The sequence below is a fragment of the Phaeobacter sp. B1627 genome (assembly GCF_006265095.1).
GTDB lineage: Bacteria > Pseudomonadota > Alphaproteobacteria > Rhodobacterales > Rhodobacteraceae > Epibacterium.
In genome coordinates, this window is record NZ_VCNK01000001.1 from 197,337 (window position 1) to 218,762 (window position 21,426).

The window sequence follows — 21,426 nt, forward strand, 5'->3', positions numbered from 1 at the left end:
GCAGGCTGGCCGACAGGCCTATAGGCGCGCGGTGCCCAGCGGTACCTAGGGGGCCGGAAAACGACAACAGCCGCACCTGTGAGCAAAGGTGCGGCTGTTTTGGTTTGGCGCCAGAGCGGTATCAGCCAGCGCGTCGTCAGCCAGAATGGGATCAGATGGTCTGGTCGTAGTCGCCCACCCCGGCTTCGGTGCGGATCACGGCATCAATGTCGGCGAAAATGGCGCGCATTTCGGCTTCGCTCTCGGAGCTTTCACAGACCACGACCAAATTCGGCGTATTGGAGGAGGCGCGGACCAGCCCCCATGAGCCATTGTCGAGAATGACGCGGGCGCCGTTGACGGTCACGACCTCCTTGATGGCGCGACCGGCGATGGTTTCGCCTGCGTCGTGTTTCTGCACCAGCTTGTCGACGAGCCGGGCGAGAATATCGTATTTCTCGGTGTCGGCCGCGTAGGGCGACATGGTGGGCGTTGACCAGGTCTTGGGCAGGGCCTTGCGCAGATCGGACATTTTCATGTCGGGGTTGCGGTCCAGCATCTTGCAGACCTCGACCGCGACGCGCATGCCGCAGTCGTAGCCGCGGCCGATCGGTTCGGCCAGGAAGTAGTGGCCGGATTTCTCAAACCCCGCCAATGCGCCGAGTTCCTTGACCCGGCGTTTCATGTGGCTGTGACCGGTCTTCCAGTAATCGGCCTTGACGCCGTTTTTCTTCAGCTCGGGATCCGAGGCATAGAGACCGGTGGATTTGACATCTGCCACGAAGGTGGCGTTCGGGTAGATCTTGGACAGGTCGCGGGCCATGATGACGCCAACCTTGTCGGCAAAGATTTCCTCGCCCTCGTCATCGACCACGCCGCAGCGGTCCCCGTCGCCGTCAAACCCAAGGGCCAGATCGGCGCCGGAGGCCTTTACGCTGGCGGCCATGTCATGCAGCATTTCCATGGCTTCGGGGTTGGGGTTGTAATGGGGGAAGGTGTAGTCGAGTTCCGTGTGGCTGGGCACCACTTCGACGCCGATTCGTTCAAAGATTTCCGGCGCGAAAGCGGCCGCCGTGCCATTGCCGGTGGCGCAGACCACCTTGAGCGGGCGGGACATTTTGAAATCGCCCACCAGATCGTCGATATAGGCCTCCTTGACGCCGTCGACGAATTCATAGGATCCGCCGTCGCGTTTGACGCCTTCGCCGTTCAGCACGATGTCGCGCAGCTCGCTCATTTCGTCGGGGCCATGGGTCAGCGGCCGGTCAAAGCCCATCTTGACGCCGGTCCAGCCGTTCGGGTTATGCGAGGCGGTGACCATGGCGACGGCGGGCACATCGAGGTGAAACTGGGAGAAGTAGGCCATGGGAGACAGCGCCGGGCCGATGTCCATCACCTTGATCCCGGCCTGCATCAGGCCGAGCATCAGTGCGTTCTTGATGGAGAGCGAATAGTCACGATAGTCATTGCCGACCGCGATCACCGGCGCAATGCCGCGTTTGATCATCTGGGTGCCGAGGCCCAGGCCAAGGGCGGTCATGCCGGGCAGGTTGATTTCCTCGGGATATTTCCAGCGTGCATCATATTCGCGAAAGCCTGTCGGCTTGATCATCGCATCGCGCAGGAAGCTCCAGGTGTTGGGGGTCACCTCGGGGAGGGGTTTGGTCATGAGAAATACGCGTCCTTCGAAAATTAAATCCGGATGGGGTTGGCTTTTGCAAGCGCATCAAACCCCATCAATGTATCAATCAATTGCGGCATCTGATCGAGGTAAACCATATTCGGCCCGTCAGAGGGCGCGGAGTCGGGATCCTGATGGGTTTCGATGAAAACTGCGGCAATCCCGAGGGACACGGCTGCCCGTGCCATCACCGGCGCAAATTCGCGCTGCCCGCCGGTGGAGCCGCCCTGACCGCCCGGCTGCTGCACCGAATGGGTCGCATCCATCACCACGGGATAGCCGGTCTGCGCCATGCGGGGCAGGGCACGCATATCGGCCACCAGCGCATTATACCCGAAGGACGTGCCCCGCTCGGTCAGCAGGATCTTCTCGTTGCCGGTGCTTGCGACCTTGGCGACCACATTGTCCATGTCCCACGGGGCGAGGAACTGACCCTTCTTGATGTTCACGGCCTTGCCGGTGTTGCCCGCAGCCAGCAGCATGTCGGTCTGGCGGCACAGGAAGGCCGGGATCTGCAGGATGTCGACCACATCGCCCGCGATGGCGCACTGGGCCTCGGTGTGGACATCAGTCAGGACCGGCACGCCAAAGAGATCGCGCACCCCGGCCAGAACAGCGAGCCCCTGGTCAATGCCAAGCCCCCGTTTGCCCGAAAGCGACGTGCGATTGGCCTTGTCATATGAGGCCTTGAAGACGAACTGGGCGCCCGCTGCATCGCAGGCTTCTTTCAGTTTGCCTGCGATCATCTGCGCGTGATCGGCGCTTTCCAGCTGGCAGGGGCCGGCGATGAGGGTCAGGGGACACTCATTGCCGATGGTGAGACCGTTGATATCGATTTTTTTCATGAACCTACGAAGAGACCTGTTCCCGGAGAATGGATGCCGTGAGGGCACACAACAGGTAGATACCGGAAAAGACAAGGAATGCCAAAATCGTATTTTCGAATTTGCGCGGGTAGGAGGGCGTGTCGGCGGGAACCGGCTCCACCGCGGTGGTGAGGTAGCGCACCTGTCGGTTTGCCTCCATCCGGGTCTGTTCCACCTGCTGCAGCGCCGATTGCAGCATCATGTCGCGGGTGGCGAGGTCGGCCTGCGCCATCTGGATCTGCACGCTGAGCGCGGCCAGCGAGTTTTCGCCCTGCGAGGCATCGGTCATCCGCTCGTTCAGCTGAGCGATCAGCGCCTCCAGACGTTTGATATCGGCGGCCGTGCCCTCGACTTTGGCCTGATTGGGACGGGTGTTGTCCTGCAGGGCCGCCAGCTCCAGTCGCTTCTGCTGCAGTTGCAGCTCAAACGTGTTGATCTGGGAGCGCAGGGACACGATGACGCCCTCGGGGTCCAGAACCGTGCCCTGCTGCTGCAGATCGACGAGCTGCGCCTGGGCATCGCGGCGCTGCTGTTCGGCCAGTTGCAACGCGCTTTCTGCATCGCCCACCTGATCGGCCCGTTTCTGCTCCGAGAGGTGGTTCACCTTTTCCTGGGCATAGGAAATCAGGCGGCGCGAGAATTCGGCGGCCATGTCGGGTTCGGCGGCCGAGACCTCCATGCGGACGACGCCTTCGGTCGGATCGTAGCCGATTTTCACGTTGCGTTTGTAGATCGAGTAGGCGTCATCATTGGTGGCGCTGGGGTCCAGACGTTGGATCGGATCGATCCAGTCCTGCGTGAAATGCGCGCGAAACCCTGCCTCGTCGTCGAGGCGGATCATGGCTTCTTTGGATTGGAGATAGGCCTGAACCGCGATCGAATCCTGACTGGTGGCAAACTGGGTTCCGCTCAGCAGGCCGCCAAACCCGGAGGCGCCGGAGCTGTCGGCTTTGAGAACCAGAAATTCGGACTGCGATGAATACATCGGCGTCGCGACGGAATAGTAGTAATAGCCGGCAATGATCGAGGGGATCAGCACGAACGCGCCCAAACGCGCGCCCAACAGGGCCATCTTGCGACGGCGACGGCGGGCAATATCGAGCTGGATCGACCGGATTTCGCGGTTGCGGCGCTCGGCCGGGCTGAGGGGATCTGCAACGGTCAGGCTCTGTTTGCCGGAGGGAACAGTCTGCGGCAGGGTTTGCGGGGCCGACTGCGCGGCGGGAACCTGTGCGCGATCCTTCACGGGGGTGGAGGCGACGGTCGCCTTTTGTCCCTGCGGAACGACCAGCTCGAGCATGTTGGCCCGTTTGAACGGGTCAATGCCGCGGTGGCGCAGCAGGCGCACGGCGTCAAAATCCGAGGTGGCGGGCAAGTCATTGGTCTGGGCAACCCGGCGGGCCAGACGCAGTTGGCGCCCCGTCAGCCCCTCGCGTTTGATGGCCTCTATTTCCTCGGCCGCCGTAAGTTCGGAGGCAGGGGTGACCTGACCAGCGCGCGCAGTCGCTGCCTTGCCGCCGGAAGGTCGCGGAGCCTGCGTCATCTCGGCCCGTCTGGCGGCGGCTGACGGGGCTTGCGGGGCCGCTTGCGCGGGTGGCTGCATGGTGCCTGCCGCCGATGATCCCTGGGATGAGTCCTGAGACGTCTCAGGGGGGGGCACCGGGCGTGCCGCGGCAGGCTCGCCCGCGGCGGTCGGGCTGCGGCGTATGCGGAATTTCTTAGCCTTGGGTTTCGTAGTCATAGAGCTGCTTCGCTTCTTCCAAGGTTTCAAACATATGGAGCTGACCGCCCATCAGGACAGCAGCGGCATTGGCAAATTTTTCCAGCGTGCGCGGCTGGTGCGAGACGATGACGATCGTGGTGGTGGCCAGGCGCTCCTGCAGGATGGTGCCTGCTTTTCGGTTGAACTCCACATCGGTGGAACTCGGCATGCCCTCGTCAATCAGATAAATGTCAAAATCGAGCGCCAGCATCAGCGCAAAGGAAAACCGCGACTTCATGCCCGAGGAATAGGTGCCGAGCGGTTGGTCAAAATACTCGCCCAATCCACAAAGCCACCGGCAATAGGATTCGACATAATCCGGATCGAGACCGTAGAGGCGGGCAATATAACGGCTGTTCTCCATCGCCGACAGTCGTCCGACGACCCCGCCCATGAACCCCAGCGGAAAGGAGATCTTGCACTCCCGGTGAATTGTTCCCTCATCCGGTTGTTCAAGGCCGGCCATCATATTGATCAGCGTTGTCTTGCCGGTGCCATTGGGCGCAAGGATGCCAAGCGACGTCCCCAGGTCCACCCTGAAGGAGACCTGATCCAGGATCACCTTGCGCTGGGTCCCGGTCCAAAATGATTTGCTGACGTTTACGAATTCCAACATCGCCTTATCGGTTTACTGTCTCTTGCTGTCTCTTGCCGTGTCTTATCGTCCCGGGGGAGAATACAGCGAGCCCATTCCCCGGCATGTTCGCCCGCATTCTCTGCTTTGCCCCACTCAGGACTGAAAAACTATATCTGCCCGATCAGAGGTATTTGTATCACACCTGTCTTTTGCGCCGCGGGTCTGGTCAGACGGGGCCGTCGTCGCGTGGTGCCCGCATTGCGAGGGCTAACACGGGATCGTTAACGACTTACGCGTTGATTTGGGCGCAAATATGTCGAATTTGAGCAAATCTGTGCGGATCCGGGCAAGCGTGGAGGAGGGCAGATATCCTCCAACGGGATCACGGGACAAGAATAGGCGGTTTGAGCGGAAACGACAATGGGCGAGATCTCGGAATTAAAACAACAGATTGTTGCTTGCCGCCACTGCGCGGAGCGGTTTGGCTCGACGCAAACCGCGCATGAGCCGCGTCCGGTTGTCTGGTTCGAAGCTGGGGCGCGGGTGTTGATTGCCGGGCAGGCGCCGGGGCAAAGGGTGTATAAAAGTGGTAAACCGTTCACCGATCCCTCCGGCGCCCGGCTGCGTGCCTGGCTGGGGATGAGCGAGGCGGACTTCTATGATACCGGGCGTGTGGCGATCGTGCCGATGGCGTTTTGTTTTCCCGGCTACGACGCCAAGGGCGCGGATTTGCCGCCGCCGCGCGATTGCGGGCGTCTGTGGCATGACCGGGTCATGACGATGCTCAAAGCTGTGCGCCTGCGGATCGTGGTGGGGGGCCATGCGCATCGCTATCATCTTGGTACCCGCAGCGGGGTGACCGAGACCGTCGCCGGATGGCGGGTGCGGGCGCCGGAGGTCTTTGCCTTGCCTCATCCGTCCTGGCGCAATACGGCTTGGTTGAAACGCAACCCCTGGTTCGAGGCGGACCTGTTGCCGGAACTGCGCGCCCGGGTGAAAGAGGTGATGAAATGACCGAACTGACTGTCCTGGATCAGGCCCATGCGGCCATGGAGGCTGCCCCTGCCGACGATGCGCTGCGCCTGCGCTTCTTCGAGCGGCTGGCGGACAGTGAGCTGTTCCTTCTTCTGGACAAGGAGCCTGAGGGGGACCGGATCAGCCCGGAGGTTTTTGACACCGGTGACGGGCAATATGTGCTGGTCTTTGACCGGGAGGAACGGCTGGCGGAGTTCGCCGGTCGTATCGTGCCCTATGCGGCGCTCTCCGGGCGGGGGGTTGCGCAGATGCTGGCGGGGCAGGGCATCGGCCTCGGGGTGAACCTGGAGGTCGCCCCCTCGTCGATCCTGATCCCGGATACGGCGTTGGGGTGGCTCGCGGAAACGCTGGCGCATGCTCCGGATGAGGTTGAGACCGGAATTGCCGAATTGCGACCGCCAAACGGGTTGCCGGAAGCGCTTCTCACGGCTCTGGACGCCAAGCTGGCGACTGCGGCAGGGCTCGCTCAGAGCGCCTATCTGGTGGCGGTGATCTATGAGAGCGGCGGCCAGGGGCATCTTTTGGCCTTCATCGGCGCGGAAGATGGGGCGCGGGCCGCTTTGGCAAAAGCGGTGGGGGAGGCGCTGACCTTTTCCGGCATCGAGGCTGGTGCCCTGGATGTCGGTTTTTTCGCCACATCCGACAGGATGGCTGCACGGCTCGCACGGGTGGGACTACGCTTTGATCTGCCGCAGAGGCAGGCCGGGCAGGTCTACGCACCGCAGGCGCCGGGATCCGATCCCGACAAGCCGCCACGCCTGAAATAGATCGACCTCTTCTGTTGCGGTTTCTGCCGTTAAAGTCTCTCCCGTTTCGCTGGCCGAAGCGCTCCCGCCCGTCCCTCTGACCGCTTCTGCGAAGCGCTCAGGGGCCGGTTGGGCATGGCGCCGGGCCTTGGAAAGGCCCGGCGCCGCATCCTGCCCCCGCGAGGGGGCAGGATGCCCGGCCCAAGGCCGCCAAGGGGGATCGCCGCAAGGCGATGCACCTGCGGGCGCGGGAGCTCTCCCGTTGTCTGAGTCTGATCCGTGGGCCTTATCCGCCGAGAATCGCGCCGGATAGTCACGGCGCAAACCTGGGGCGCATTCCCGGAGGGAGCTATTCTGCTTCCACTGGTTCCAGTTTGTCCTGGGTGCGGGTGTCAAAGTCAGAGGCCGCGTGGCGCTCGCGCAGCTGTGCGGACAGTTCGCCGAAGGAGCGGTTCACCATGCGACCGCGCTGTACAGCCGGGCGCGCATCGATGGCTTTGGCCCAACGCATCACATGCTCGTAGCTTTCGACATCCAGGAACTCTGCGGCGTCGTAAAGACGACCAAGAACCAACTGGCCATACCAGGGCCAGATCGCCATATCGGCGATGGAGTAGTCTTCGCCCGCGATATAGGTTTTTTCCGCCAGCTCCCGGTTCAGAACATCCAGCTGACGCTTGGCCTCCATCGAGAACCGGTTGATCGCATATTCGAACTTCTCCGGCGCATAGGCATAGAAATGGCCAAAGCCGCCGCCGAGGTAGGGCGCAGAGCCCATTTGCCAGAACACCCAGTTCAGCACCTCAGTGCGGGCAGGACCGTCCTTGGGCAGAAAGTGGCCAAATTTCTCTGCAAGATGCATCAGAATGGAGGCGCTCTCAAACACCCGCACCGGGGCGTCGCCGGAGCGGTCCTGCAGCGCGGGGATCTTTGAATTCGGGTTGATTCCGACAAAACCAGAGCCGAACTGATCGCCCTCTCCAATATTGATGAGCCAGGCATCATACTCGGCTTCCTTGACGCCGAGGGCCAGAAGCTCCTCCAGCATCACGGTGACCTTGACGCCGTTGGGGGTCGCCAGGGAGTAGAGTTGGAGCGGATGCTCTCCGACGGGCAGCTCCTTGTCCTGGGTGGCGCCGGCAATGGGGCGGTTGATGGCGGCGAACCGGCCGCCGCTGTCCTGCTCCCAGGTCCAGACCTTCGGAGGTGTATAGGTCGTATCGCTCATGGGGGGCCTCTTCTTCTTTCCGTGTCAGAATTCTGTGATGCTGCCATTTTGGAAACGGCGCGTCCTTTTCAGGTAGGGACGATAGCCAAAATTCCAATGACTGGAAGGTCTGTCGGGTAAATTTTCCTGCTCGCGGCGCGCGCAGGGCGCCGCACTGGCAGAAAACACGCGAAAACACGCCCTGACCGCCCCGGCTTTGGCGACACGCTGGCTTGTGTGGTTTTCATTTCCGCAGGGGCCGTTATGTATGGGGGAGACCCCTCAAACCTGACTGGATCCCACATGCCCAACAGCGACAAGCCCCCCCTTCTGGCGGTTCTGATCGACGCGGACAATATCTCGGCCAAATACGGCGAGGCCATGTTCGAGGAGATCGCCTCGCTCGGTGAGGCCAGCATCCGGCGCATCTACGGTGATTTCTCCGGCGGCGGACCGCAGGGCTGGAGCAAGGATCGCCTGGCAGCCCTGGCGATCGTTCCGCATCAGCAATTCGCAAATACCACCGGCAAGAACGCGTCGGATATTGCGCTGGTCATCGACGCGATGGACATTCTGCATTCCGGCCGGTTCGACGGCTTCGTCCTGATTTCGTCGGACAGCGATTTTACCCGACTGGCGAGCCGCATCCGGGAACAGGGGCTGGATGTATACGGCATGGGGATGCGCAAGACTCCGGCGGCCTTTGTGCGGGCCTGCAAGCGGTTCATCTATGTGGAAAACCTGCTCAAAGAGGCCGCCCCTGCCAAACCGCGCGGCGCTGCGAAACCCAAGGTGACAGAGCAGACCGCTGCTCCGCAGGACGATCAGGCTCCGGCTGAACTGGAAGATCCGCAGAAACTGGTGCTGCGGGCGATGGACACGATCAGTCAGGAAGACGAATGGTTCTCGCTCGGGCAAATCGGGCAGTATATCACCGCAGCCTCTCCGGATTTCGACACCCGCAGTTACGGCAAGCAAAAACTGTCTGACCTGATCGCGACCATGAAAATCCTCGAAACCAAACGCGGCGAAGGCAATCAGATCGTTGTGCGAAGGCTCGACTGATGGAGCGTGCGAGGGCATTGGTGCTGTGGCAAAAGGCCGAAGGGGCTGTGTTGTGTGCGGTCGGGATCTGGCTTTTTTCCGGGGCGGAGGCCGTCCTGCCGCTCTGGGCGGCGATATTGGTGTTCCTCGCGCCCGATCTGAGCTTTCTCGCCTATGTGGCGGGCCGCCGAGTCGGCGCCTTTTGTTACAATCTGGTCCATCTCTATGCGTTTGGCGCGTTGGCGCTGGCGATCGGGCATCTGCAGGATGTGCCGCTGCTGTGGGAACTCGGGGCCCTCTGGCTGGCGCATTCGGGTGTCGACCGCATGCTGGGATATGGGCTCAAGTCACCGCAAGGCTTTGAATTTACGCATCTTGGCCGGGTTGGGCGCAACCGGGACGCCTGATGCCCGCGCGCCGGGCCCCCACAATCCGCCACCTCACACTGCGGTCACGCAGGCTCCGCCCGCAACACAGAGCCGTGAGAGCCGGTTCGCAAATCGCCCGGGGCCGGTATCTTCATCCCCGGCTCCTGCGGTTGGCGCAGGGCCCTTCAGTAGATGACGTGCGGCGCACCAAGGGGGTCCCATGGGCACGCAACGAGAGGATTTTCCGATGAAACACTTTGCTTTGGCTGCGGTGATGGCTTTGTCCTTCGGCGGGGCGGCCCTTGCGGGCGAGCAGTATGTCGATGAAACCGGTTTTGCCGTATCGGGTTACGACGTGGTGGCCTATCGCGCGCTGCCGCAGGCGCCGGTCGGTCATGCGCAGCCGGCGGCCGTTCCGGGGCAGGCGGATATCACCGCGACCCACAACGGAGCGACCTTTGCCTTCGCAAGCGAGGAAAACCGCGCCGCCTTCCTGGAAGATCCGGACTATTATCTGCCGCAATACGATGGGCATTGCGCCTATGGTGTGGCCAAGGGCGGCAAGGTGCCGGGCAATCCGAACCTGTGGCGCATTGTCGATGACAAGCTCTATCTGAATATCACCAAGAACGTGGTGGGGTTCTGGGAGGAGGATATTCCCGGCAACCTGAACCTGTCTCAGGGCAACTGGCCGAGCCTCGATCCGCAACCCGCGTCGACAAGGACCATTCCGGATTTTTCATCCCCGGCCCCTGAAAAAGGCTGAGCAGAGGCCTGTGTCTCTTCATGACAGGGACGGGGCTTGCAGGTTCAAAAATAAAAAGCCCCGGGCCAATCGCTGGTCCGGGGTCTTTTGGTCAAGAGACGAGCGGGGCGGGCTGCCCGGCCAACACGGCTCAGCGTTTGCGTTCGCGCCGCGAGCTCATTGGCTGGAACGCCACGCCGACATGGGCATCGCAATAGGGTTTGCCCTGCTGCACCGGCAGACCACAGAACCAGAAATCCTCTGTCGCGGGATCGCCGACCGGCCATTTGCACGTGCGCTCTGTCAATTCCATCAAGGTCAGGCGTTTGGCCTTCTTCTCGATCTCATTGACCTTGGCAAGTGCCTCGGGGCTGATTTCATTGGCCGAGGGCTGCGGCGGGAGCGGTTGGCCTGCCGGAATGATCTGCTTGCGCGCAGGCACCGAAGGTTTGGCTTCGGCGGCTGTTGCGGAGGGAGCGGTCGCCGCAGGCTCCGGGGTCGGGGGGCGTGCCGGTTCCGTCTTCGGCTGCGCCTTTGGTTTTGGCGCGGGCTTCGGCGCGGGCTTTTCCTTCGGCTCGGCTGCCGCTTTTGCGCTGCCGGTGGTGCGGTTGGACAGACCGAGACGATGGACCTTGCCGATGACCGCATTGCGGGTCACGCCACCGAGTTCTTTTGCGATCTGACTGGCCGACTGGCCTTCGCCCCACATTTTCTTGAGCAGTTCGACGCGCTCGTCTGTCCAGGACATTAGGTGCCTTTCAAAGCTAATAGCGGCCTCAAGAAACCTGTGGCCGCCATCGAATTCCAAGTTCTCGCCCTATATTAATTACTGGCGGGCGAGATACAAGTCATGAACGCGGGTGCTGTTGGGGAAGATCAGCAGCTTGCATCCGACTGTTCAGCCTATATGCATGCAATATATTAAAAAAGAGGGTGGCATGTCCGACAACAGCACAGAGGCGAGCTTTCACATTGCAGTTGGGGAGCGTCGGTTCGGTCGCGTGAACTGGCTGGGTCTCAGGACGCTGGCGGGGCGCGAGGTGACGCGCTTCCTGGTGGTCTATACGCAGACCTTGCTGGCGCCGATGGTCACGGCCGCGTTGTTTCTGCTCATCTTCAACATCGCGATCGGCCCGCAGCGGGGCGATGTGATGGGCGTAAGCTTCATGTCCTTTCTGGCGCCGGGGATCATGATGATGACGGTGATCCAGAATGCATTCGCCAACAGTTCGTCCTCGATCGTGATTTCAAAGGTGCAGGGCAATATTGTCGATACGCTCATGCCGCCCTTGTCCGGGCTGGAAATTCTCCTTGGGTATCTGGCGGGTGCCGTGGTGCGGGGCACGCTGGTTGCCTTGGGAATCGGGCTGGGTCTGGTCCTGTTTCTCGGTCTGGTGCCTGCCCATCCGCTGATCGCGCTGGGTTTCATCGTTCTGGGCGCGGCCTTCCTCGGCGGGGTGGGCATTGTGGCGGGGGTTTTTGCGGAAAAATTCGACCAGATGGCGGCAATCACCAACTTCATCGTGACACCGCTCGCGTTCTTGTCAGGCACGTTCTATTCGGTCGAGGCGTTGCCACCGGTCCTGCATGCGATTTCGCACGTGAACCCGGTGTTCTATCTGATCGACGGGGTGCGCTATGGCATGATCGGCGTGTCTGACAGCAACCCGGCCGTGGGCGCGCTGATTTGCGTGGCGGCCACGGTTTCGGTTGCAGCCGTCGCCTGGCAGATGCTGCGTACTGGATATCGGTTGAAGGACTGACCGCTCAGGGCGCCGGGCGGCGTTGGGTGACGGTTGGTCGTTTGCCATTCACCGTCTCGCGCCAGGCCAAAAGCCCGGCTCCGGACAGAATGATACCCGCGCCCAACAGGGTGATCACATCCGGGATCACCGCAAAGATCGCCGCATCGTACAGGGCTGCAAACACCAGTGTGGCATAGGAAAAAGGCGCGACATAGGACGCATCGGCCCGCGCCATTCCATTGATGAAGCAGGCCTGCGCGCAGGCCATGAACGCCCCGAGCGCCGCCAGGGCACCCCATTGTGGCAAAGTCGGCATCTGCCAGACTGCGAGGGCGGCCAGGCTGGCGATGATCATGCCGATCAGGTTGTTCACCCAGAGCACCTGCAGCGGCGGCTCGCGCCCGGCAAGTTTCTTGATGAAAATCAGCTCCGCCCCCATCGCCAGCGCAGCCCCTAGGGCCAGCAGCGCCGCGGGTTGAAAGCTCTCCGGGGTGGGGCGCAGCAGGACCATCGCTCCGCCCAGCGCAATGACCGCCGCCAGCCAGCGCCAGGGGCCGACCTTTTCCCCCAGGAGCGGGATCGCCAGCATCATACCGATCACCGGGTTGAGAAAGGAAATCGCCGTCGCATCCGCCAGTGGAATGAAGGCAACAGAGGCAAACATCAGCGTCACGCCACCCCAGCCGAAGGTGGATCTGCCGATATGGAGCGGCAGGTTGGGCGCGCGGATCTGCTGCCGCCGGGCCGCAACGGCCATGGAAATCCCGATGAAGGCAAACACAAACCGGCCCTGGCTGATCTGCAGCGCATGCAAGGGCGGCCCCAGAGTATCGGTCCCGAGCGATTTTGCCAGCAATGTGGTGGCGGCAATGAATACCGTAGCCAGCAGGATCAGCGCTGCGGCCAAGGGAGGATTCTGTTGGGTCTCATGCGTCATGACAGCAGCGGTGCGACAGCAGGGCCGCAAAGGCAAGGCCAAACACCGCGCCGCGTGCCGGAGTTTTCAGGCAGTATCAGATGCAGATGCGCCTTTTTGAGTGGTCGGATGTGCCAAAGGGGGTTTTCACCGCCCGATTCCTCCGTTATGGACGCTCACTATGATCAAACACGCATCTCTCATGTCTGCGCGACGCCGACGCCAATGTGCCTGAACCACTGCTGAACGCAGTGCCATTGACGCAGTGCTTTTGATCCTGCCCGCCCGCTCCTGACATCCCTTGATCCCAGACAGGCGCGGCGTATCCTTCCAACCTCACTTCCCGTCTCTGTTGTGCGATTGTTGACCAAAGCCCCGCAGTGGGGCACAGATTTGGTTCTGACCTTCCGCAAAGACCCTGCAAAGGATGATCCCGATGATCTCTTCCATTCTGCCGACTTACACGCGTGCGCCCCTGAATTTCGTCAAAGGCGAGGGGTCCTGGCTGATCGAGGCGGATGGCCGACGGTTCCTGGACCTGGGCTCCGGTATCGCGGTGAATTCTCTCGGTCATGCCCATCCCGCCCTGATCGAGGCACTGACCTCTCAGGCCCAAAACCTCTGGCATGTGTCAAACCTCTATGAAATCCCGCAGCAACAGGCGCTCGCGGACAAGCTGGTGGCGGAAACCTTCGCTGACACGGTCTTTTTCACCAACTCCGGAACCGAGGCCTGTGAACTGGCCGTCAAGATGGCGCGCAAATACCACTATGAGGCAGGCCATCCCGACCGGATCGAAATCCTCACCTTCGAGGGCTCCTTTCACGGTCGCTCGTCGGCAGGGATAGCAGCGGCAGGATCGGAGAAAATGACCAAGGGATTTGGCCCCTTGTTGCCGGGGTTTGTGCATCTGCCGTGGAATGATCTCGATGCGGTCGAAGCCGCCATCGACGAGAAAACCGCCGCGATTCTGGTCGAACCGGTGCAGGGCGAAGGTGGTATCCGGCCAATGCCGGACCAGAACCTCAAGGAGCTGCGGGCGCTGTGTGATGCCCATGGGATCCTGTTGATCCTGGACGAGGTTCAATGTGGTGTGGGCCGGACGGGGCGCCTTTTTGCCCATGAATGGGCGGGCATCACGCCGGATATCATGATGGTGGCCAAGGGCATCGGCGGCGGGTTTCCGCTGGGGGCGGTGCTTGCAACGGAACGGGCCGCCTCGGGGATGACGGCGGGCACCCATGGGTCGACCTATGGTGGCAACCCGCTGGGCTGCGCCGTTGGCAATGCGGTGATGGAGATCGTGACCGGACCGGATTTCCTCGACGACGTGAACCGCAAAGCCGGTCTCCTGCGGCAAAAGCTCGAAGGCGTGGTCGCCTCGCATCCGGAGGTATTCGAAGAGGTCCGCGGCGCGGGGCTGATGCTGGGCCTGAAATGCAAGGCGCTGAATACGGATGTGGTCAAGGCCGGCTATGACGCCGAAATCGCGATGGTCCCGGCCGCCGACAATGTGATCCGTCTCCTGCCCGCACTGACCATTTCAGAGGCCGAGATCGAGGAAGCCTGCAGCCGGATCGACGCTGCCGCCACTTCGGTGGAAACGGCATCCGCACCCGCCTGAACTTCATCTTTTCTTCAATACCTCGGGGGTGCGGGGGCTGGCCCCCGCGACGCAGACTCCCAGAAAGCAACTGACATCATGACCCATTTTCTCGACATCCACAAAACCGATCCCTCCGACCTGCGCCAGATCATAGATCAGGCCGCGCAAATGAAAGCCGCCCGGACAGGAAGGCCAAAGGGCGCCCCCGATGACACGCAGCCGCTGGCGGGGCGCATGGTGGCCCTGATCTTTGAAAAACCATCGACCCGGACCCGGGTGTCCTTCGATGTGGGCGTGCGTCAGATGGGGGGAGAGACCCTGGTGCTCTCCGGCAAGGACATGCAACTCGGCCATGGTGAAACCATCGCGGACACCGCCCGGGTCATGTCGCGCTATGTCGATCTGATCATGATCCGGACCTTTGACGAGACGGTGCTGACGGAAATGTCGGAATATTCCGATGTGCCGGTGATCAATGGGCTGACGGACCGCACCCATCCCTGCCAGATCATGGCCGACATCCTGACCTACGAGGAACACCGCGGCCCCATAAAGGGCAAAAAGGTGGTCTGGACCGGCGATGGCAACAATGTCTGCTCATCCTTTCTGCACGCGGCCGGGCAATTCGGCTTTGACCTCACCTTCACAGGCCCGGCCCAGCTTGATCCGGAGGAGGAATTCGTCGGTTTGGCGCGCAAGGCCGGCTCAACCATCACCATTGAGCGGGATGCTGCAAAAGCCGTCGCGGATGCGGATCTCGTCGTCGCGGATACCTGGGTGTCGATGCATGACAGCCAGTCCTCGAAGGAGCGTCGCCATAACATGCTGCGGCCCTATCAGGTCAATGACGCCTTGATGGCCCATGCCAAACCAGACGCCCTGTTCATGCATTGCCTGCCGGCCCACCGCGAGGAAGAGGTCACCTCGGCGGTGATGGACGGTCCGCAATCCGTGATCTTTGATGAGGCGGAAAACCGGCTGCATGCGCAAAAGGCGGTGATGCGCTGGTGTCTTGGCGTCTAGCCTGCCGCCTGCGGAGTGACGCGCTGGCCGGTGTTTCCCGGCGCCTCTATCACGATGCCGCTTTTCTGCGCCGCCAGAGAGATCTGAACCGGCGGGGAGGGGGCCGGGTGAGCATTTGACCACCTGAGCCTTGACCCGGCCAAGGGCTATCCGCCTGGCACCAGCCGGGGCAGGGGAGTAGGAGCGGGGGGGCTGGTCAGCCGCTGCCTGCTCTGGCACCTTGCGCGCAAAGAAACGTCAGAGGATGGGGGTGTCATGGGGGATGGGCGGATCAGTGTTCTGGGAGACCCCGCCACTGCGGGCTTCTGTGCGGGCCTGTGGGCGGTGGCCGGGCATCACGTGAGCTGGCATGCGCCCGCGCCCCTGCGCCACCAATTCCTGCATCACGGTCTGGAGCTGATTGATGCCAATGGGCTGGATGCACGGGTCGGACCGGATGTGTTGTGCTGTCCGGCAGAGCCCACAACCCTCGGACAGGCTGACATGGTCATCCTCTGTGACTGTCCTCCCGCCGATTGCCCGGACATGGCAGCGCTGCTGTCACGTCACTGCCGGCCGCAGGTCCCGGTTCTCAGCCTGCGGTCGCGTCCTTGTGTGGACGACCCGTTGGCGGGCGGCCTGGGGGGATGGTCGCTACGCCCGGGCCTGATCCCCTGGGAGGTGCATGCCGACGCCGGATATGTCCGCGCAGACAGGGCCCTGCGGTTCAGGCGCCACGGCTCCGGGCCGGTTGTGGTTGCCGCCGGAGGTCACTCTGCGCTGTCGCAGGGGCTGGATGTGCCCTGCCTCGAGGTGACGGAGCAGGCGGATGTCTCCGGCCGGATCTGGGGGCGCATCCTGACGGATCTGGCGCAGCTGCCGCCACCCGAGACAAGTCCCGCCCCGACCGGCGGGCAGCGGGACCCACAGTGGCGGGGGCTTGTGGCGGACCAGCTGCAGGAGGCTCTGATGGTGCTGCATCAGGCAGGCATCCGGCCGGTGCCACCCTCTGGTCTGCCGCTATGGATGCGCCTGCGGATCCTGCGGATGCGATTTGTGCCCGACGATCTGGTTTGGCGTCTGGGAGTTTGGACAGACCGGACCGCAGGCCCTGCCATCGCGCAGACGGCGATGGCGTCTGGCTGGGACGAGTTGCTGCGCCCTCTTCTGGACCTCGGGCGGCGCCTTGGCGTTTCGATGCCTATCCATAAGGCCATGGCCGCACAGGCGGCATCGCTGCCCGCTGTTCAACTGGAGGGCGACAATCCTGCCGCTTTACCCGGTGATCGCCCGTAGCAGGACGTAAAGTCCCGCCGATACCGCAGCGGAGAGGGGCACGGTGATCAGCCAGGCTGCGAGAATGGTCAAAACATGGCTCCGGCGCACCAGACGGCGGCGGCGGCGGTCCTCTTTTGGCTGGCCGGGACGGATGGGCTTTTGACCGCTCCGCTGGGCCTGGGCGGCCAGATGCTCGCGGAAGAAGCCGACGCCAAAGACCGCTCCGACCGCCACATGGGTCGAGGAGACCGGCAGGCCGAGCCAGCTGGCGACAATGACCGTCATCGCCGCCGCAGTGGACACGCAATAGGCCCGCACAGGGTTGAGTTTGGTAATTTGGCTGCCTACCAGCTTGATCAGCCGCGGACCGAACAGAAGCACCCCCATCGCCATGCCAAGCGCGCCGATCAGCAACACCCAGAACGGCACCGCGACCGCCACAAAGGGCATCACATCCGAGTGGCTCTGGCCGAGGACCTGCACGATGGTGGCCAGCGGGCCGATGGCATTGGCCACATCGTTGGCCCCATGGGCAAAGGACATCAGAATGGCCGCGATCACCAGCGGCAGGCGGAACAGCGCCTTGATCGCGCCCTTCTGCTGCGCAAGCTCTGCGGCTCTGCGGTGGATCACGGGGCGGGCGACGGCAAACGACAGCGCGCCAGAAATCACACCGATGGCGAGGGCCACGCGCGGCGTTGCCGAGTAGAGCGTGTCCGGCAGCTTCAGGGTGAAGAACATGCCGAATGCGCCGCCCATCACCCCCAGAAACACCGGAACCCAATGACGAGCGGCCGTCAGCTTGTCCGGCTGATCGCTGATCAAACGCTGGATCAGGGCGAGCAACCCCATTGCCAAGGCCGCGCCGATCAGCGGCGTTATCGTCCAGCTGAGGGCAATTCCCCCGAAGGTCAGCCAGTCCACGGCGGCAAAGCCTGCGGCGGCGGTCGTTGCGCCAATGATCGCACCGATAATGCTCTGCGTGGTCGAGACCGGAGCACCCATCCAGGTGGCAAGGTTGACCCAGAGCGCAGAGGCCGCCATCGCCGCCATCATGGCCTGAATGATCACATCAGGCGCGCTGACGCTGGCGGGGTCGATCAGGCGGCGCGATACGGTCGCGACCACCTCGCTGCCACCGAGCATCGCGCCGGCGGTCTCGGCAAGAGCGGCGGCAATCAGCGCAGCCCCCATCGGCAGCGCTTTGGCGCCGACGGCCGGGCCCATATTGTTGGCCACATCATTGGCACCGATGTTCAGGGCGAGATAGGCGCCAAAGACCGCAGCTGCAGTCGCCATGACCGTGGTGGGCGCGGCACCGAGGGCCCATGCGGCAGCAAGCCCCGCAAGGAACATGAACGCCAGTGCGACCCCAATGCCGCAGAGCGGGCGCACCACATAGCCCGCGACCCGCTCTGTCTGGCTGAGGCGGGCGAGATCCTTGTCAAGGGACCGCCAGTTTGCTCTGTCGGACATGTGAGAGACTCCCGGCGTTCAGAGACCTGAGGGACCAAAGGGTGCAGGCCCCCGGTGTCCGAACAGTATCGCCCAAGGATGTGACACGCAGACCAAAGGCGTCAGAACCGGCTCAGCAGGTCGCGAAGCTGCGGCTCGTCCACCAGGCCTGCGGCCTCTTTCGCCGGCATCCAGCGGCGGGTGCGTTGGTGCATTTCCGGAAACTCATCGAGAATTTCAATGACCTCGAGCCCGTAGACCAGGGTTTCAAGAGGTTCCAGAGTGCCGTTGTCCAGCCGTTTGTCATATTGGTAGCGGCCAAGGGGCATATCCTCGAACCGGCCTCGGCGCACGCCTGCTTCTTCCCAGGCTTCCTGCGCGGCGCTTTCGGCGCTGGTCTTTCCGGCCATTGGCCAGCCCTTGGGCAGCACCCAGCGACCGGTGTCGCGGCTGGTGATCAGCAGCACTTCGCGCTCGCCTGCCGGTCGGTCTTGTGACTGGCCGTCCTGTGACTGGCCGTCCTGTTTCTGACTGTGCGGTGTTTGGCTGTGCTGTGTTTGGCCATCCTGTGTCTGGCGATAACACAGCGCGGCAACTTGCAGCCGGCGCGGGCGCGACAGCATGGGCTGGATCGTATGGGACCAAATCTTGTGCAGGACCTGTTGCATGGCGGGTGGCGTTCGGCCCTTGCGGGGCCGATTTTCCTTCTTTGGGAGAGTGTGCTCGATTGAAGCACGGGAAATATGGAAAAACCCCCACATTTGCAACGTTTTTGTATGCTGGGCGACGGAAACTGCCCGATATTCGGACGCCTGTGTGTGAAAATGTGCGTTATCAGCCCGTTGGACTGCAGGGCGTCAGCGTCTTGGGCGTGCGCGCAGGGTTGCTTCGGCCTGGGTGGGGTCTTCGGGCCAGGGATGTTTGGGATATTGCGCGCGCATGTCCTTGCGCACATCCGCATAGGATCCGGCCCAGAACCCCGGCAGATCGCGGGTGATCTGGATCGGGCGGCGGGCGGGAGACAGCAAGGTCACCTTGAGCGCCACCCCCGCGACGGTCGGATGGCGGGTGACGCCGAACAGCTCCTGCAGGCGGACTTCGATCCCCGGGATCTCGCCATCGTAGTCGATCGCGATCCGGCGCCCGAGCGGGGTGATGAAATGGGCGGGGACTTCGCGATCCAAAAGCTCCGTCTGGTGCCAGCTCAGGGCGGCCCGCAGCGCGGGCAGCAGATCAAAGGATTTCCAGGCCTCGGCGCTGCGCACCCCGGAGATCATCGGCAGCAGCCACTCGTCGAGATGGGCCAGCAGACCTTCTGGTGAGAAATCGGGCAGGTCATGGCCATCGGCGCGCAGCAGCTCGACCCGGGCCGCCAGCCGCGCCGCAGCGCCAGTGAGGCGCAGTCCGAGATCGCGAACCCCGTCCAGCATGGCGACGGCCACATCCTCTGCCGGGACGTCGCGCCAGATCCGGTCGTCGAGCACGAGCGCGCCGAAACATTCCTGTTGCCGGGCCAGCACCCGACGATCCCGTTTGGACCATTCGCACAGGCTGCGCCAGCTGATCTGATCGGAAAAGAGGCTGCGGATTTCCGCCAGGGTGATCTGCGCCGCCAGACGAATTCTGGCCTCGCGGGGGTTGCCGTCGCTGTCGGTGACCACAAGGTAGGGCGCGCCTGCAAGCGGGTCTCCGTTGTCGAGCACCGCCCCTTTGCCGCCGGCCAGGACGTAGCGGGCATCATCGCCCTTGCGCCGTTGAGCGACCCGGTCCGGGTAGGCCAGAGCGGCCATGGCGGCGGGCGAGAGGTCGGCGGCGGTGGCGGCGGGGCGGGCGTTGGCGCTCCGGGCATCTGTTGTGGGCCCGCCGCGCTGCGCACGGAGGCGTTTGGCTTCTGCCGTGATGGTGTGAATGGCGGGCTGTGCGACCTGATAGGGCCGGCGGGCGCGAAAGGCAGACAGATCGCGCAGGGCTTCGAGGCGCAGGCCAAGATCGACGGGGGCGCCGCGCAAGGGATCGCGGTCCGCCATCAGCGCCGCCAGCGTCGCACTGCGGGGGCCGGCAATGGCCAGCATATGCGCCAATCGCGGGTGCAAGGGCAGGCGCGCCAGGGTGCGGCCGTGATCGGTGATCCGCCCGCCCGGATCCAGCGCCCCCAGCATCTGCAGCAATGCGCGGGCCTCGGCGAAACTACCGGACGGTGGCGGTGTCAGCAGCGGCAGATCCGCAGGCTCTGCCCCCCAGAGCGCAAGCTCAAGCGCCAGCCCGGTGAGGTCGGCGGCCTCGATTTCGGCGGGGGGAAAGGCGGCCAGGGCACCTTCTTCCCCACGCGACCAGAGCCGGTAGCATGTGCCGGTGGACACGCGTCCCGCCCGACCCCGGCGTTGGGTCGCTTCGGCGCGGGTGACGCGTTCGGTGACCAGCCGCGACATTCCCGATCCGGGATCAAAGCGCGCGCGCCGGGCCTGTCCCATGTCGACGACGACGCGAATGTCCTCGATGGTCAGAGAGGTCTCGGCGATGGCTGTGGCCAATACGACCTTGCGGCCATCGGGCTCCGGGCGGATGGCGGCGCGTTGTTCGGAAAAGGGCAGGGCTCCGAACAACGGCCGGATGTGGCAATGGGCGGGCAGTCTCCGTTCCAGCGCGGCGGCCGCGCGCCGGATTTCGCCTTCGCCGGGCAGGAACACCAACAGCCCGCCGCCGTCCTCGCGGGTTTCCGCCTCGGCCTGAGTGACCAGATCCACCAGCGCATCCAGACGCCGTGCCCCGGGGCCCAGAGGCCTATCGAGCCAGCGGGTCTCGACCTCAAAGCTCCGGCCCTCGGAGGTGATGATCGGCGCCTGCATCAATTCGGCGACCGGTCCGGCATCAAGCGTGGCGGACATGGCCAGCAGGATCAGATCCTCGCGCAGGGCGCCCACGACCTCGAGGCAAAAGGCAAGGCCGAGGTCGCCATTCAGCGAGCGTTCGTGAAATTCATCGAAGATGACAGCGCCAATGCTGGGCAGGTCAGGCGCGGACTGCAGCATCCGGGTCAGGATGCCCTCGGTGACCACTTCGATGCGGGTCGCCTCAGAGGTCTTGGCCTCGCCCCGCACCCGGTAGCCGACGGTCTGACCGACGTTTTCGTTCAGCGTCGAGGCCATTCGCTCGGCGGCAGTCCGGGCCGCGAGGCGGCGCGGCTCCAGCATCAGGATCCGGCCCGTGGTCAGGCCGGCGTCCAGCATGGCCAGCGGCACACGTGTGGTTTTGCCCGCGCCCGGCGGGGCCTGCAGCACGGCGCGGCCATGGCCTCTGAGGGCGTTGATCAGGTCAGGAAGCGCGTCATCAATGGGGAGCCGTGTCATGGCGGAGCTTATCGCCAATCGGGGCGTCGGCGTCCAGAGCAACTGCGGCTGCCGCGCGCGGGCAATA

At 63.3% G+C, this 21,426-nt stretch carries 19 protein-coding genes; 9 read left to right on the forward strand and 10 right to left on the reverse strand.

Features of this window, described 5'->3' with window-relative positions; all coding sequences use genetic code 11:
• Positions 1-151: 151 nt before the first annotated feature.
• Genes FGE21_RS00850 through FGE21_RS00865 form a run of 4 tightly spaced genes read right to left on the reverse strand, consistent with a single transcriptional unit; the run spans position 152 to position 4,904 of the window.
• Positions 152-1,648: a phosphomannomutase/phosphoglucomutase gene (locus FGE21_RS00850; RefSeq protein ID WP_139660851.1), complete on the reverse strand. Its 1,497-nt coding sequence runs from the start codon at positions 1,646-1,648 to the stop codon at positions 152-154.
• Positions 1,649-1,671: 23 nt separating this feature from the next.
• Positions 1,672-2,505 carry a 3-deoxy-8-phosphooctulonate synthase gene (gene kdsA, locus FGE21_RS00855; protein ID WP_139660852.1) on the reverse strand — a complete coding sequence of 278 codons (834 nt, stop codon included), beginning with the start codon at positions 2,503-2,505 and terminating at the stop codon, positions 1,672-1,674.
• 4 nt (positions 2,506-2,509) lie between these two features.
• Positions 2,510-4,267, reverse strand: coding sequence for a capsule biosynthesis protein (locus FGE21_RS00860; RefSeq protein WP_139660854.1), 1,758 nt, complete (start codon positions 4,265-4,267; stop codon positions 2,510-2,512).
• Positions 4,245-4,904: an ABC transporter ATP-binding protein gene (locus tag FGE21_RS00865; RefSeq protein ID WP_139660856.1), complete on the reverse strand. Its 660-nt coding sequence runs from the start codon at positions 4,902-4,904 to the stop codon at positions 4,245-4,247. Before FGE21_RS00865 ends, FGE21_RS00860 begins: the two co-directional genes overlap by 23 nt.
• Positions 4,905-5,285: 381 nt before the next feature.
• Between FGE21_RS00865 and FGE21_RS00870 the strand changes: the two genes are divergently transcribed.
• Complete coding sequence (locus FGE21_RS00870; RefSeq protein WP_139660857.1) at positions 5,286-5,879, forward strand: uracil-DNA glycosylase family protein; 594 nt, start codon at positions 5,286-5,288, stop codon at positions 5,877-5,879.
• Positions 5,876-6,667, forward strand: a complete 792-nt coding sequence (locus FGE21_RS00875) for an SseB family protein (RefSeq protein ID WP_139660859.1) — start codon at positions 5,876-5,878, stop codon at positions 6,665-6,667. Before FGE21_RS00870 ends, FGE21_RS00875 begins: the two co-directional genes overlap by 4 nt.
• 328 nt (positions 6,668-6,995) lie before the next feature.
• On the opposite strand, the gene yghU is transcribed toward FGE21_RS00875, so the two are convergent.
• Positions 6,996-7,874, reverse strand: coding sequence for a glutathione-dependent disulfide-bond oxidoreductase (gene yghU / locus FGE21_RS00880; protein WP_139660861.1), 879 nt, complete (start codon positions 7,872-7,874; stop codon positions 6,996-6,998).
• 282 nt (positions 7,875-8,156) lie between these two features.
• On the opposite strand from yghU, the gene FGE21_RS00885 reads away from it, so the two are divergent.
• The 3 genes from FGE21_RS00885 (at position 8,157) to FGE21_RS00895 (ending at position 10,031) form a co-directional block, all read left to right on the forward strand.
• Complete coding sequence (locus FGE21_RS00885; RefSeq protein ID WP_139660863.1) at positions 8,157-8,918, forward strand: NYN domain-containing protein; 762 nt, start codon at positions 8,157-8,159, stop codon at positions 8,916-8,918.
• Positions 8,918-9,304 carry a DUF4260 domain-containing protein gene (locus tag FGE21_RS00890; protein WP_139660864.1) on the forward strand — a complete coding sequence of 129 codons (387 nt, stop codon included), beginning with the start codon at positions 8,918-8,920 and terminating at the stop codon, positions 9,302-9,304. Before FGE21_RS00885 ends, FGE21_RS00890 begins: the two co-directional genes overlap by 1 nt.
• Positions 9,305-9,512: 208 nt before the next feature.
• A complete protein-coding gene (locus FGE21_RS00895) occupies positions 9,513-10,031 on the forward strand; it encodes a YHS domain-containing (seleno)protein (protein ID WP_139661046.1) in 519 nt (172 codons plus the stop codon).
• 130 nt (positions 10,032-10,161) lie between these two features.
• Here the strand turns inward: FGE21_RS00895 and FGE21_RS00900 are convergent, their stop codons facing one another.
• On the reverse strand, positions 10,162-10,758 hold the full coding sequence (locus FGE21_RS00900; RefSeq protein ID WP_139660866.1) for a GcrA family cell cycle regulator: 597 nt from the start codon (positions 10,756-10,758) through the stop codon (positions 10,162-10,164).
• Positions 10,759-10,948: 190 nt separating this feature from the next.
• Between FGE21_RS00900 and FGE21_RS00905 the strand changes: the two genes are divergently transcribed.
• Positions 10,949-11,773, forward strand: coding sequence for an ABC transporter permease (locus FGE21_RS00905; protein WP_139660868.1), 825 nt, complete (start codon positions 10,949-10,951; stop codon positions 11,771-11,773).
• Positions 11,774-11,777: 4 nt separating this feature from the next.
• Here FGE21_RS00905 and FGE21_RS00910 read toward each other — a convergent pair whose 3' ends face one another.
• The gene (locus FGE21_RS00910) at positions 11,778-12,692 is read right to left on the reverse strand and encodes a DMT family transporter (RefSeq protein WP_139660870.1); all 915 of its coding nucleotides are present in this window, start codon (positions 12,690-12,692) and stop codon (positions 11,778-11,780) included.
• 415 nt (positions 12,693-13,107) lie between these two features.
• On the opposite strand from FGE21_RS00910, the gene FGE21_RS00915 reads away from it, so the two are divergent.
• The 3 genes from FGE21_RS00915 to FGE21_RS00925 all read left to right on the forward strand — a co-directional run bounded on the left by FGE21_RS00915 (position 13,108) and on the right by FGE21_RS00925 (position 16,575).
• On the forward strand, positions 13,108-14,295 hold the full coding sequence (locus FGE21_RS00915) for an aspartate aminotransferase family protein (RefSeq protein WP_139660871.1): 1,188 nt from the start codon (positions 13,108-13,110) through the stop codon (positions 14,293-14,295).
• Between the two features lie 78 nt (positions 14,296-14,373).
• Positions 14,374-15,300: an ornithine carbamoyltransferase gene (gene argF / locus FGE21_RS00920; RefSeq protein ID WP_139660873.1), complete on the forward strand. Its 927-nt coding sequence runs from the start codon at positions 14,374-14,376 to the stop codon at positions 15,298-15,300.
• Positions 15,301-15,555: 255 nt separating this feature from the next.
• Positions 15,556-16,575 (forward strand): hypothetical protein, encoded by a 1,020-nt coding sequence (locus FGE21_RS00925; RefSeq protein WP_139660875.1) that lies wholly within the window; start codon positions 15,556-15,558, stop codon positions 16,573-16,575.
• On the opposite strand, the gene FGE21_RS00930 is transcribed toward FGE21_RS00925, so the two are convergent.
• From FGE21_RS00930 to hrpB, 3 genes are all read right to left on the reverse strand, one after another.
• Entirely contained in the window at positions 16,555-18,033 is a 1,479-nt protein-coding gene (locus FGE21_RS00930; protein ID WP_139660876.1) for an inorganic phosphate transporter, read from the reverse strand. The genes FGE21_RS00925 and FGE21_RS00930 overlap by 21 nt on opposite strands.
• 101 nt (positions 18,034-18,134) lie before the next feature.
• The gene (locus FGE21_RS00935; protein WP_139660878.1) at positions 18,135-18,680 is read right to left on the reverse strand and encodes an NUDIX hydrolase; all 546 of its coding nucleotides are present in this window, start codon (positions 18,678-18,680) and stop codon (positions 18,135-18,137) included.
• Between the two features lie 189 nt (positions 18,681-18,869).
• A complete protein-coding gene (hrpB, locus tag FGE21_RS00940; RefSeq protein WP_139660880.1) occupies positions 18,870-21,359 on the reverse strand; it encodes an ATP-dependent helicase HrpB in 2,490 nt (829 codons plus the stop codon).
• Positions 21,360-21,426: the final 67 nt, after the last annotated feature.